A 12440-nucleotide genomic window follows, 5' to 3' on the forward strand; every position below is an offset into this window, starting at 1 on the left:
TCCCCGGCCGATCAGTCGTTGCAACCGGCTGCCGAACGCCATATCGATATCGAGATCCGGCTGTTGATCGAGGCGATCTACCTCACCTACAGCTACGATTTTCGTGACTATTCCGGCGCTTCGGTGAAGCGCCGCATTCTGCACGCCCTGCGGCAGATGGAGTGCGGCAGCGTCTCGTCGCTGCAGGCGCGGGTGCTGCACGAGCCCACGGCGTTCATGGAGCTGCTGCAGTACCTGACGATTCCGGTCAGCGAGATGTTCCGCGATCCCGAGCACTTCCTGGCCTTGCGCCGCGAAGTGGTGCCGCTGCTCAAGACCTATCCGTCGGTGAAAGTCTGGATCGCCGGCTGCAGCACCGGGGAGGAGGTTTATTCGATGGCCATCCTGCTGCGCGAGGAGGGTCTGCTCGAACGCACCATCATCTACGCCACCGACATCAACCCCACCTCCCTGGAAAAGGCCAAGCAAGGCATCTATTCCATGGAAAGCGTGCGCGCCTACACGCAGAACTACCAGCGCGCCGGTGGCACTCGTTCGTTCTCCGACTATTATACGGCGGCCTACGGCAACGCGATCTTCGACAGCAGCCTGCGCGCCAACGTGACCTTCGCCGACCACAGCCTGGCCACCGACAGCGTGTTTTCCGAGACGCAACTGGTGTCGTGTCGCAATGTGCTCATCTATTTCAACAAGGGCTTGCAGGACCGTGCCTTCGGGCTGTTTCACGAGTCCCTGAGCCGGCGTGGCTTTCTCATGCTGGGCAGCAAGGAAACCCTGGATTTCTCGGCTTACAGTTCGCGTTTCGAAACCCTGACGCGCCCGGAACGGATCTATCGCAAGTCATGAGTCGTTTTCAAGCGGTGGTGGTGGGGGCTTCGGCCGGCGGCGTGGAAGCGTTGCTGGGTATCTACGGCCAGTTGCCGACGAATTTCAAGCTGCCGGTGCTGACGGTACTGCACCTGCCCGACGAGCGTCACAGCCAGCTGGCGGAAGTGTTCGAGCGGCGCTTGAATCGGCCGGTGCGCCAGGCCCGGGACAAGGAGCCGATCGAGGCGGGTATGTTCTATTTCGCCGGGCCCAGCTACCACCTGTCGGTGGAGCGCGATTTCAGCCTCTCGTTGAGCCAGGAGGAACGGGTGCATTATTCCCGTCCCGCCATCGACTTCCTCTTCGATTCGGCAGCCGATGCCTATGGCGCCGGCCTGATCGGCGTTCTGCTGACCGGTGCCAACGAAGACGGTGCGCGCGGCCTGGCCAGCATCAAACGCAAGGGTGGCTTGACCATCGTCCAAGACCCCGCCGAGGCGCGGGTTGCGGTCATGCCGCAGGCGGCCATCCGCCTGCAGACGCCTGACCATATTCTTTCACTCCACGGCATTGGCTGTCTGCTTGCCGAGCTGGAACGAAGCACATGCTAAGCAACGTCCAAGCAAAACTGTTGATCGTCGATGACCTGCCGGAAAACCTGCTGGCCCTGGAGGCGTTGATCGCCAGCCCCGGCCGTGAGGTGCACAAGGCGTTGTCGGCCGATGAAGCCCTTTCATTGTTGCTGCAGCACGAATTTGCCATGGCCATTCTCGACGTGCAGATGCCGGGCATGAACGGCTTCGAGCTGGCAGAACTGATGCGCAGCACCGAGAAGACCAAGAACATTCCGATCGTCTTTGTCAGCGCCGCCGGGCGCGAGCTCAACTATGCCTTCAAGGGCTACGAGAGCGGCGCGGTCGACTTTCTGCACAAGCCGCTGGACATGCAGGCGGTGAAGAGCAAGGTCAGCGTGTTCGTCGACCTGTACCGTCAGCGCAAGACCCTCAAGGAGCAGCTCGATGCGCTGGAGCGCTCGCGCCAGGAGCAGGAGGTCCTGCTCAAGCGTCTGCAGGTGACCCAAAGCGAGCTGGAACATGCGGTGCGCATGCGTGACGACTTCATGTCGATCGTCTCCCACGAGGTGCGCACGCCGCTCAACGGTCTGATCCTGGAAACTCAACTGCGCAAGTTGCACCTGGCACGCGATAACGCCGACGCCTTCACCCTCGACAAGATGCGCGCCATGGTCGAGCGCGACGAGCGCCAGATCCAGAGCCTGATTCGTCTGATCGAAGACATGCTCGATGTGTCGCGGATCCGTACCGGCAAGCTGTCCATCCGACCTGCCCAGTTCGACCTCGCGCAATTGGTGCGCAACCTGGTCGACAGTTTCGCACCGCAGGTGGATGCTGCCGATTGCACGATCAGCCTGCAGGCCGATGAGCCGGTGCTGGGTATCTGGGACGAGTTCCGCATCGAGCAGGTCGTCAGCAACCTGATTTCCAATGCCTTGCGCTACGGTGGCAAAGGCCCGGTGGAGGTCACCGTGTATGGACACAACGGCTGGGCGCGCGTGGAAGTGCGCGACCATGGCATCGGCATCAGCAAGGAAAACCAGCTACGGATCTTTCAGCAGTTCGAGCGCGTTTCCGGTAGCAACGTGGTGGCCGGGCTGGGCCTGGGGTTGTTCATTTCCGAGCAGATCGTGGCCGCTCATGGTGGACGTATCGAGGTCGAGAGTGCGCTGGGCGACGGCGCGACGTTCCGAGTCAGCCTGCCGCTGTAGGAATAAGCGCAATCACACGCAACCTCTGTCGCAGGTCATGGTCGTAATGGCAGCGAAACACACACGTACATAGGCTTCCCCATGAGTGAAGATGCACAAGATGTCGTTCTCATCGTCGAGGACGAACCGCTGATATTGATGGTACTGGCGGATTACCTGGAGGGTCAGGGGTATCGCGTCCTGAAAGCCGAAAACGGCGAGCAGGCGCTGGAGATCCTTTCGACCAAGCCGCACCTTGACCTGATGGTGACGGACTACCGTTTGCCTGGCGGGATTTCCGGGGTGAAGATCGCCGAACCGGCAGTGCTGTTGCGACCAGACCTCAAAGTCATCTTCATCAGTGGCTATCCGGCAGAGATCGAAGAGACCAACAGCCCGATCGCGCGCAAGGCGCCGATCCTGGCCAAGCCATTCGACTTGGACACGCTGCACCAACAGATCGAGAAGTTGCTGGCGTGAGAGAGCAAGGTGCCTGACGGTCAGGCACCCTGTTTATCGAGGCGCTATCTGCTTCAGGGCGTCGGCAGCGCTGCACCTTTGGGCCAGAGCAGCCACACCTGACCTTCCTGCTTCATGTTGCCGGCCAGTTCCCCGGCTTCGTCCCCCGTCCCCCAGAACAGATCCGCACGCACTTCGCCGGCAATGGCGCCACCGGTGTCCTGAGCCGCGACCGGGCGCACCACGGGGCTGCCGTCAGGGCGTGTAGTGGACAGCCACAACAGACTGCCCAGCGGTATCACCTTGCGATCGATTGCTACACTGTAGCCAGCGGTCAACGGCACGTTGAGTGAACCGCGGGGGCCTTCGTTGCTGTCCGGGCGCAGGCTGAAGAACACGTAGCTGGGGTTGCTGGCGAGCAGTTCCGGTACCCGCTGCGGATTGGCCACAGCCCACTCGCGGATACGGCCCATGCTGACTTCTTCCTTCTTGAGCAGGCCTTGCTCGACCAGCCAGCGGCCGACCGGGCGATACGGATGGCCGTTCTGGTCGGCGTAGCCAACGCGCAGCTGCCGGCCGCTGTCCAGTTGCAGGCGGCCCGAGCCCTGGATCTGCAGGAACTGCAGGTCCATGGGGTCGCGCATCCAGGCGACCACGGGGGCATTGATGCCTTGGCGCTGGATCGTGGCGGCGTCGTCATAAGGGCGCAGTACCTGACCATCGAGCCGACCGCGCAGGCGCTTGCCCTTGAGCTCGGGGTAGAGGCTGTCCAATTGCACGCTGATCATGTCGGTCGGCACGCCGTAGACGGGGACCGGATGTGTTGCGCGTCGGCCTTGAGGCTGCCCGAATAGACGGGTTCGTAGTAGCCGGTGATCAGGCCGTGTTCGCCTTTTTCGGCTGAGCGCAGGCCATAGACCTGCAATTGCGCCTGGAGGAAAGCGCGGATCGCGGCAGGGGAGGTGTCCACCGATTGCGCGCCGGCGCAGGTAGCGCCCCAGATCGGGTCCTTGGCCAGACGCTGGCAGGCCGAGCGCCAGGCCGCAAAACCGGCCTGCAGGTCGCTGTCGCTGACCTTGGGCAGGTCATCCCAAGTGGCGGGTGCGTAAGTGGCGACGGGATGGGTGGTTTCGACAGGCTTGTTGTCGCTGTCGCAGGCGGACAACAGCGCCAACGCGGGCACGACGCCGATGAGCAGGCGCCGCCAGGGAAAACGGAAATGGGTCACGCAACGCATCCTGATAGCGGGGAGAGGCGGCTACTTTGGATAAACCCACACCCGACGTCAAATCGATGCGGTGGTCCAGGCATACCGCGGCGTCCGCCGACGCGGCTTGCGCCGCTGCTACAGGGGGTTGCAATCCGCGTTGTGATTGATGCGGTGGTCCAGACATGCCGCGGTGTCCGCCGACGCGGCTTGCGCCGCTGCTACAGGGGATTGCAATCCGCGTTGTGATTGATGCGGTGGTCCAGGCATACCGCGGTGTCCGCCGACGCGGCTTGCGCCGCTGCTACAGGGGGTTGCAATCCGCGTTGTGATTGATGCGGTGGTCCAGGCATACCGCGGTGTCCGCCGACGCGGCTTGCGCCGCTGCTACAGGGGGTTGTAATCCGCGTTCTGATTGTCTCCGCCGACGCGGCTCGCGCTGCTGCTACAGGATGGCACCACTCCCTGTAGCAGCGGTGCAAGCCGCGTCCGGGTTGACGCGGTGGCCCGGGCTCACCGCGATCGAGTTCAGCAATAGCTCGCGATGCGACGAACCTGGCTTTGGCCCTGGCTCAGGTTCCATTCCCGATTGAGTGTCTGGAACACATCGTTGACGAACTGTCGGTCAGCTGCAGCTTTCTTGCCGACGTACCCTTTGCCACGCCGGTAGATGGGCATGCGTGCACGCAATTCGGGGTGATTGCGCTCGAATGCTTCGCCATCGGCGTCGTTGGCCAAGGCATCTATATGCACGTCGCCACGCTTGCACACCCAAAGAATGTGGTCGTCCAGCGTGTCACGGCCGGCTGCCAGGATACGGGCAAGTTGGTCAACGGTAGGTTGCTGATTCAGGTTCATGATTACGCTCCTTGAGCTCTGTGTGATCTGTCAGGTTGTCGTCTTCAACACGCGTCCGCCGATACGCTTCAGGTGTTGTCCGTCTAGGTCAGTACTGGCTCGAGCTCGATGTGTAGTGCCGGCGATCCTGACTACATGAAACTCATGAGGTTCAGGTTCCAGCGGCCCGCCTGGTACGCGGAGGTCATCGGAGTGGCTCGATGGCTCATCGAGCAGGGCCCATTCGGGCTCCGCTCTGTTCCCGATCAGGGAGACGGCCTCATCATGCAAGGCCGGGAGAGGCGCGTCAATGGATATGTAGTGCTTTTATGTCGGCACTACATATTTTAATTATGACCTCCCGGTCACGCTTCAGTGGAGTGGGAAATTGCTGATAGCGACCCGTCACCTCGAGAAAGTCACGGCAAGGGTTGATTGTTCCGAGCGCTCCTATAATCATGCTCGGCCCGGGCACGGTCGGGCCGTCCCGTGCAAGCACCCACTGGAGCAGTATGGAGTTCAAGCAGAGTCTGAGTCGCCGCATCGTCATCGTGTTTGCCCTGATGAGCGCGTTCGTCGCCGGGGTGTTCGCGGTGGGTATCGTGGCGACCGTGCATCTGGTGGAGCGCAAGCTGACGACCATGAGCCTGAGCGGCAACATGCACCGCCTGTTGCTGGTGGACAATGCGGACGACTGGCGTCATCGCCCCGAGAAAGACGAGCTTTTCTATATCGATGGCGGCGACGGCGACCTGAGCATGCCCGATGAACTCAAGACCCTGCCGGTCGGGTTCCAGGAGCTCACCCTCGGTCCACGTACCTACTACGCCATGGTTGCCCAGGTCGACGGGCGTCAATACGTCCTGTTGCGCGACCAGGAGGGCATGGAGCAGCGCGCCCATGTGCTGTTCATCGTGGTGGGCGCCGGCTTTCTGTTGAGCATCGCCCTGGCGATCCTGCTGGGCGGGCTGCTGGCACGCCGCGTGATGGCGCCGGTGGTGCGTCTGGCGCGGCAGGTGCGTCACCGCGACAAGATGCTCGGCCTGGCGCCGCCGTTGTCGCCGGACTACACCGACGACGAGGTCGGCGAGCTGGCGCGCTCGTTCGATGAAACCCTGAGCAAATTGCGCGCTGCGCTCAACCGCGAGCAGATGTTCACCAGCGATGTCAGTCACGAGCTTCGCACGCCATTGATGATCCTGGCGAGCTCCTGCGATCTGCTGCTCGGCAGCGAGCTGGATGAGCGTTCGCAACGACAGGTGACCCGCATTGCCCGGGCCACGGATGGCATGAGCCAGTTGGTCGAGACCTTCCTGCTGCTCGCCCGGGATCGCGAGGCGGCCAGTCATGGCAACCCCACCGCGACGCTCAGGCGTACTGCCGATGAACTGGTGGAGATCTGGGGGCGGCAGATCGAAGCCAAGGGCCTGGAATTCATCTATGTCGTGGATAACTATTCGAGCGAGGTCTATAACCAGGCCTTCCTGCACTCGGTGATGGGCAACCTGCTGCGCAATGCCTGGCACTACACCGACACCGGTTTCGTGCGCCTGACCCTGACGGAAACCGGCTTCCATGTCGAAGACAGCGGCATCGGCATTCCCGAGGAAAAACGCAACGCGATGTTTCAGCCCTTTGTGCGGGGTGACGAGCAGCGGGGCGAAGGCCTGGGTCTTGGCTTGTCACTGGTGCAGCGTATCTGCGTCAACCAGGGCTGGAGCGTCAGCCTGAGCAGCCGCGAACCCCACGGCTGTCTTTTCAGTGTGAAGCTGGGCAACGCCTAGCTTCCGCTTACCCACAGCGTGCGCCCAGTCACTCTTTTTTTGTGAACCTTGACACGATTTCGTGGTCTTTCAGCTGGCGGCTTGAACCGACGGCATGCCGGGCAATAGGCCCTTTGGGAGCTTTTCATCGCTTCCCTTCGCAAGTAGTAGCCACCCGTAGCGGTAGTAGCGACAGGCCCTCCGGTGCAGGCCCAGCCTCTTGGGACATTGTTGTCCCGCTATCGAATGGTCCGTTCATCGGGGCCTTTTTTCTTATTCATGTGAAGATCGCCATGCCCTCATTTCAACGTTTCTCTACCGTATTCAGCCGCACCCGCCTGGTGGCCACCGGCGTATTCACTGGCCTGCTCTTCACTGTCGGCCCGGCGCATGGCGAAGAGGCTCCTGGCAACAGCCGCTGGGTCAGTGACAACCTGAGCACCTTCGTTCGCAGTGGTCCTACCGACGGCTATCGCATCGTCGGCAGTTTGAAGTCCGGCCAGAAGGTCGAGTTGCTGTCTACCCAGGGTGACTACAGCCAAGTGCGCGGTGAAGGTGGTTCCAGTGTCTGGATCCCCAGCAGTGACCTGCAACAGACGCCAGGTCCCGCCGAGCACGTTCCCTTGTTGACCCAGCAGGTCGCCGATCTGAGCGGCAAGCTGCAAACCATCGACGACAGCTGGAAGAACCGCGTACAGGGCATGCAGGAAACCCTGGACGCGCGCAAGGCGCTGATCGACGAGCTGGAAGCGCGCAGCAAGGCACTCAATGCCGAGCTCAGCGATGCCCAGTCCGAGCTGCGCAGCACCCAGGCGAAGCTGGGCGACGAAAACAAGCATGTGATGATGAGCTACATGGTCTACGGCGGCAGTATCGCTGGTGCCGGTCTGCTGGCCGGCCTGATCCTGCCGATGATGACCCGTGGCCGCAAGCGTAACGACCGCTGGTTCTGAGGGTTACGCCTACAGTTTGTGCTGAACCTGCCAGGCCGCTCGATGATCTATGGTGTTGCACTCCATATCACTACATAGAGAGCTTTGCCATGAACACCAGTGACCTCCTTGAACAACTGCTGCGCGGTCGCGGCAGCCAATCCTCGAACAACCGACCTGGCGCACCGAGCGGGCAGGGTGGTCTTGGGGATCTGCTGGGAAGTTTGCTCGGCGGTGGCCGGGGTGCATCAGGTGCCGGTGGCCTCAGCGGTCTGGGTGGATTGCTGGGCGGCCTGCTGGGCGGGCGTGGCGGTAATCGATCCGGTTCCGGCAAGTACGCTGCGCTCGCATCGTTGGGGATGATGGCCTTCAAGGCCTATCAGGCCTGGCAGCAACAGCAGGCCAATGCCCCACAGCAGGCGTTGCGCACCGTCGATCAGTTGTCCGAGCCGGAAGCGGAAGGGCATAGTCATGCGATCCTGCGCGCTCTGATTGCCGCCGCCAAGGCCGATGGCCGGGTGGATGCGCAGGAGGAAGCGGCGATCCGCGCCGAGTTGACCGAGCATGCCGAGGATGCGCAGTTGCAACAGTGGCTGGATGCGGAGCTGGCACGGCCGCTGGACGCACAGGAGTTGGCCAGCGCGGCTGATGGCCCGGCAATGGCGGCGGAGATGTACCTGGCCAGTGTGATGTTGATGGGCCAGCAGGATGCCGGCGAGCGCGCGTGGCTCGACCAATTGGCCGCTGCCCTCAATCTGGCGCCGGAATTGCGCGCCCAGCTCGATCAGCAGGCCCAGGCGCAATAAGCCCACCGCAAAAGCCGTACGGCGATGCTGCAGGCCAACCCCATGCACCGCCGACGCGGCTCGCGCCGCTGCTACAGAAAATCTCCGTGCCCCGGCCAAGGTTGCACCATCGCAACCCACCAAACGCCCACAAGCCCCGTAGCAGCGTCGCAAGCCGCGTCCGGCCGCACCGCCGATCCGACAGACACCCCACAATCCCCGTAGCAGCGGCGCAAGCCGCGTCCACCCACACCGCCAATCCGACAGACACCCCACAATCCCTGTAGCAGCGGCGCAAGCCGCGTCCACCCACACCGCCGATCCGACAGACACCGCACAATCCCTGTAGCAGCGGTGCAAGCCGCGTCCGGCCGCACCGCCGATCCGACAGACACCCCACAATCCCTGTAGCAGCGGCGCAAGCCGCGTCCGGCCGCGCCGCCGATCCCTACAGGATGGTCACAAAGGCCCCAGCTCCAACCATATTGGCGCATGGTCGGACGGTTTTTCCATCGCCCGCAAATCGTAATCGATACCCGCTGCCCGAACCCTGGGCAGCAACCCGTGGGACGCCAGGATCACGTCGATCCGCAACCCCCGCTTGGGCTCGTCCTCGAAGCCGCGGCTGCGGTAGTCGAACCAGCTGAACCGGTCCGCCACTTCCGGATGCAAATGACGGAAACTGTCCACCAGCCCCCACTGTTGCAATCGCTGCATCCACTCGCGCTCTTCGGGCAGGAAACTGCACTTGCCGGTCTTCAGCCAGCGCTTGGCGTTGTCCGCCCCGATACCGATATCGCAATCCTGCGGAGAGATGTTCACGTCCCCCATCACCACCAGCGCTTGATCGTTACTGAACCCTGTATCCAGCAGGGTTTGCAGGTCGCTGTAGAAACGACGCTTGGCCGGAAACTTGGTGGGGTGGTCGCGACTTTCACCCTGTGGAAAATAACCGTTCATGATCGTCACGACCTGGCCTTGGGCATCGGCGAAGGTACCGCGGATGAAGCGGCGCTGTGCGTCCTCCTCGTCGCTGGCAAACCCTTTGTCGATACTCAACGGCGCGGCGCGCGACAGCAGTGCCACCCCGTAATGGCCTTTCTGCCCGTGGAAATGCACGTGATACCCCAGCGCCTCGATCTCGGCCTGGGGGAACTGTTCATCCGACACCTTGGTTTCCTGCAGACCGATCACATCCGGCTGGTGCTTGTCGATCAAGGCGGCCAGCTGATGGGGGCGGGCACGCAAGCCGTTGATGTTGAACGAGACGATTTTCATGGTCGCGGATCCTGGCAAATCGGTGATGCTAACGGACTGCGGCGCAGCTCACCAGCACGGCGTCCGGCATCGGCGCACGATTTGCTTCACCAGGGTACGGAACCCCTGGGGTCGCGGACCGTCCATTGACTACTCGTTGCACTCCTCAAGGACAGACCCGATGCCCCAGACTTCGACCACCGCTGCAGAAGTACGTCAGCTCGATGGTGGTTATGCCCGTGAAACCCGTGCGCTGCTGTACCAGACCTATCTCGTCGACCCGACCTTCGCCTACCTGTTCGAAGCCGATCGCCCAGGCTTCGAACGGCGCGTGCGTTCGACCGTGCGGCAATTGGTCAATCAGCATTTTCTCCAGGACCTGCCGGCCTTGGGCTTGTTCTTCGACGACCGCCTGGCGGGTGTTGCGCTGGTAGCGCCACCACAGCGTCGCCTGGGCATCACCGAAAGCTGGGCCTGGCAGTGGCGAATGATGCTGGGCACGGGCGTGGAAGGCACGCGCCGCTATCTCGAATACCATCACGCCGTCCAGGAATGCATCCCCTCGGATGCCGTCCATGTGCTGCCGCTGATGGGGCTGCACCCGGACTTCCAGGGCCCTGAACTCGGGGAGCAACTGCTGACGGCGGTGCATAACTGGTGCGCCCAGGACCCAACGTCCGAAGGCGTGGTACTGGATACCGGCAACCCGCGCTACCTGGCGTTCTTCCAGCGCCAGGGCTATACCCAGATTGGGGAAGTGAACCTGGGGCCCGTGGTCGAGCATGTGTTCTTCCACCCCAGTCCTGAAACAGTCGGTTACGCACAGGGCTGATCCAGAGTCCTTGGCAACGCCTGGCAGGGTCCAAATCGACGTACGGGTCGTGATAGCATTCGCCTATGAATTATTCAGGACGATTGGCCGGCAGCCTGGCGCTGCTGGTCGCAAGCATGGCGGCCCAGGCCCAAAGCGTACTCGACGTACGCGTCAACCCTGCCAACCCGGCACTCAAGAGCAACGTCGAAGGCTACATCGGCAGCTTGGGTGATCGTGACGGTGAGGCGCTGCTGCGCTTCAGTCGGGGAGCCGAGGAGCAGGCGCAAAAGGCGGCCCAGGCACTGGGCTATTATCAGGCACGCGTGACCAGCGAAGTGCAGCCGGGCGAGAACCCGCGCCTGCTGCTGCGCATCGAACCGGGTGAGCCTGTGCATCTGCGCAACGTCACGGTGCGCGTCGAAGGCCCGGCGGCCGACTTGAAGGCCTTTCGCGTCCCGCGCAGCAGCGAGCTGGCGCCGGGTGCCGTGCTCAACCACGGTCAGTACGAAAATGCCAAGCAGCTGATCCAGAACCAGGCCTCGCGCTATGGGTTCTTCAGCGGCACTTTCAGCAAGCAGCGTCTGGCGGTCGACCCACGGGCCGGCGTCGCGGATGTCGAACTGGTCTACAACAGCGGCCCGCGCTTCAAGCTGGGCAAGGTCAGCTTCCAGGGCGACACGCCGTTCGACGAAGAACTCCTGCAACGCATGGTGCCGTTCAAGGAAGACACGGCCTACGATTCCGAACTGATCGCCGAACTCAACCAGGCGTTGCAATCGAGCGGCTACTTCGAAGGCGTGCGGGTCGATGCCGCGCCCACTGCCGCCAGCGAGCGAGTGATTCCCGTCGATGTCCAGCTGACGACCCGCAAGCCTCGGACCATGGGCTTGGGCCTGGGGTATTCGACCGACGTCGGCCCGCGCGGCAAAGCCAACTGGACCCGCCATTGGGTCAATCCCCAAGGCCACAGCTATGGTGCGGAACTGGAACTTTCGGCGCCTCGGCAGAACGTCGGGCTTTGGTACGACATTCCCCTGGATCCCCCTCTGACCGACAAGCTGCGATGGGCGGGCGGTTATCAATACGAAGAGCTGGCCGACACCGACAGCCTGAGCAAACTGCTCACGTTCGGCCCGGAATGGCACAGCAAACTGCCGAGCGGCTGGCAGCGGGTCATCTCGTTGAAGTGGCAACGCGAAGAATACCGACTCGGCGACGACACCGGCCTGAGTACCTTGCTGATGCCCGGCATCAGCTACACCTACCTCAAGAGCGACAACAAGGTCGACCCCCATAACGGCTACCGCGTGCAGTTCGATGCCCAGGTGGCCAAGGAAGGGGTGCTGTCGGACACCAACCTGTTGCATGGCAACGTAATGCTCAAGGGCTTGACCACTGTGGCACAGAATCACCGCTTGCTTGGCCGGGTGCAGTTGGGCGGCAATGCCACCAACGGTTACAAATCCGTTCCGCCTTCGTTGCGTTTCTTCGCCGGTGGCGACCAGAGCGTGCGTGGCTACGACTACCAGACCCTGTCACCGGAGAACTCCGATGGCGATCGCATCGGCGGACGCTACATGGTCGCCGGCAGTGTCGAGTACCAATATTCGATTGCCGAAAAGTGGCGCGTGGCAACCTTCATCGACAAGGGCAACTCGTTCAACGACCTGAAATTCGCCGACCTCAAGACAGGCATCGGCGTCGGCGTACGCTGGGTGTCCCCGGTGGGCCCCATTCGGCTCGACCTGGCCCACGCGATGGATGACGATGGCGGCGTGCGGCTGCACTTTTCCATGGGGCCGGAACTGTGAGGC

General features: G+C 62.5%; 11 protein-coding genes and 1 pseudogene. 9 read left to right on the plus strand and 3 right to left on the minus strand.

Translation table 11 applies throughout. The features are described 5' to 3' along the window. Positions 1-18 precede the first annotated feature (18 nt). The 4 genes from ABMD26_RS21665 (at position 19) to ABMD26_RS21680 (ending at position 3052) form a co-directional block, all read left to right on the plus strand. A complete protein-coding gene (locus ABMD26_RS21665; RefSeq protein WP_122742830.1) occupies positions 19-846 on the plus strand; it encodes a CheR family methyltransferase in 828 nt (275 codons plus the stop codon). Next, on the plus strand, positions 843-1418 hold the full coding sequence (locus ABMD26_RS21670) for a chemotaxis protein CheB (RefSeq protein ID WP_122742804.1): 576 nt from the start codon (positions 843-845) through the stop codon (positions 1416-1418). The genes ABMD26_RS21665 and ABMD26_RS21670 overlap by 4 nt, the downstream gene beginning before the upstream one ends. Then, the gene (locus ABMD26_RS21675; RefSeq protein ID WP_122742805.1) at positions 1412-2593 is read left to right on the plus strand and encodes a hybrid sensor histidine kinase/response regulator; all 1182 of its coding nucleotides are present in this window, start codon (positions 1412-1414) and stop codon (positions 2591-2593) included. Before ABMD26_RS21670 ends, ABMD26_RS21675 begins: the two co-directional genes overlap by 7 nt. 81 nt (positions 2594-2674) lie before the next feature. Then, positions 2675-3052 carry a response regulator gene (locus tag ABMD26_RS21680; protein ID WP_122742806.1) on the plus strand — a complete coding sequence of 126 codons (378 nt, stop codon included), beginning with the start codon at positions 2675-2677 and terminating at the stop codon, positions 3050-3052. Between the two features lie 53 nt (positions 3053-3105). Here the strand turns inward: ABMD26_RS21680 and mltA are convergent. Together mltA and ABMD26_RS21690 are read right to left on the minus strand one after the other, a co-directional pair. Beyond that, a pseudogene (gene mltA, locus ABMD26_RS21685) lies at positions 3106-4268 on the minus strand (murein transglycosylase A). 498 nt (positions 4269-4766) lie between these two features. Then, complete coding sequence (locus ABMD26_RS21690) at positions 4767-5096, minus strand: hypothetical protein (protein WP_354311743.1); 330 nt, start codon at positions 5094-5096, stop codon at positions 4767-4769. Between the two features lie 491 nt (positions 5097-5587). On the opposite strand from ABMD26_RS21690, the gene ABMD26_RS21695 reads away from it, so the two are divergent. From ABMD26_RS21695 to ABMD26_RS21705, 3 genes are all read left to right on the plus strand, one after another. Next, the gene (locus tag ABMD26_RS21695) at positions 5588-6859 is read left to right on the plus strand and encodes a sensor histidine kinase (protein WP_354311744.1); all 1272 of its coding nucleotides are present in this window, start codon (positions 5588-5590) and stop codon (positions 6857-6859) included. Between the two features lie 272 nt (positions 6860-7131). Continuing rightward, positions 7132-7791, plus strand: a complete 660-nt coding sequence (locus tag ABMD26_RS21700) for a TIGR04211 family SH3 domain-containing protein (RefSeq protein ID WP_082223591.1) — start codon at positions 7132-7134, stop codon at positions 7789-7791. A gap of 89 nt (positions 7792-7880) precedes the next feature. Then, entirely contained in the window at positions 7881-8576 is a 696-nt protein-coding gene (locus ABMD26_RS21705; protein ID WP_354311745.1) for a DUF533 domain-containing protein, read from the plus strand. A gap of 438 nt (positions 8577-9014) precedes the next feature. Here ABMD26_RS21705 and xthA read toward each other — a convergent pair whose 3' ends face one another. Then, entirely contained in the window at positions 9015-9833 is an 819-nt protein-coding gene (xthA, locus tag ABMD26_RS21710; protein ID WP_134722446.1) for an exodeoxyribonuclease III, read from the minus strand. Positions 9834-9993: 160 nt separating this feature from the next. On the opposite strand from xthA, the gene ABMD26_RS21715 reads away from it, so the two are divergent. Beyond that, positions 9994-10644: an N-acetyltransferase gene (locus ABMD26_RS21715; protein WP_122742813.1), complete on the plus strand. Its 651-nt coding sequence runs from the start codon at positions 9994-9996 to the stop codon at positions 10642-10644. 65 nt (positions 10645-10709) lie between these two features. Continuing rightward, positions 10710-12437 carry an autotransporter assembly complex protein TamA gene (locus ABMD26_RS21720; RefSeq protein ID WP_122742814.1) on the plus strand — a complete coding sequence of 576 codons (1728 nt, stop codon included), beginning with the start codon at positions 10710-10712 and terminating at the stop codon, positions 12435-12437. Positions 12438-12440: the final 3 nt, after the last annotated feature.

It is taken from the genome of Pseudomonas sp. PvP001, assembly GCF_040546375.1.
Taxonomy (GTDB): domain Bacteria; phylum Pseudomonadota; class Gammaproteobacteria; order Pseudomonadales; family Pseudomonadaceae; genus Aquipseudomonas; species Aquipseudomonas coleopterorum.

Excerpts from the sequence above, each read along its gene's own strand:
- ABMD26_RS21695 (WP_354311744.1), top strand. The coding sequence starts at position 5,588 with ATGGAGTTCAAGCAGAGTCTGAGTCGCCGCATCGTCATCGTGTTTGCC.
- ABMD26_RS21680 (WP_122742806.1), top strand. The coding sequence starts at position 2,675 with ATGAGTGAAGATGCACAAGATGTCGTTCTCATCGTCGAGGACGAACCG.
- ABMD26_RS21700 (WP_082223591.1), top strand. The coding sequence starts at position 7,132 with ATGCCCTCATTTCAACGTTTCTCTACCGTATTCAGCCGCACCCGCCTG.
- ABMD26_RS21690 (WP_354311743.1), bottom strand. The coding sequence starts at position 5,096 with ATGAACCTGAATCAGCAACCTACCGTTGACCAACTTGCCCGTATCCTG.
- ABMD26_RS21720 (WP_122742814.1), top strand. The coding sequence starts at position 10,710 with ATGAATTATTCAGGACGATTGGCCGGCAGCCTGGCGCTGCTGGTCGCA.
- ABMD26_RS21675 (WP_122742805.1), top strand. The coding sequence starts at position 1,412 with ATGCTAAGCAACGTCCAAGCAAAACTGTTGATCGTCGATGACCTGCCG.
- ABMD26_RS21705 (WP_354311745.1), top strand. The coding sequence starts at position 7,881 with ATGAACACCAGTGACCTCCTTGAACAACTGCTGCGCGGTCGCGGCAGC.
- ABMD26_RS21715 (WP_122742813.1), top strand. The coding sequence starts at position 9,994 with ATGCCCCAGACTTCGACCACCGCTGCAGAAGTACGTCAGCTCGATGGT.
- ABMD26_RS21670 (WP_122742804.1), top strand. The coding sequence starts at position 843 with ATGAGTCGTTTTCAAGCGGTGGTGGTGGGGGCTTCGGCCGGCGGCGTG.
- xthA (WP_134722446.1), bottom strand. The coding sequence starts at position 9,833 with ATGAAAATCGTCTCGTTCAACATCAACGGCTTGCGTGCCCGCCCCCAT.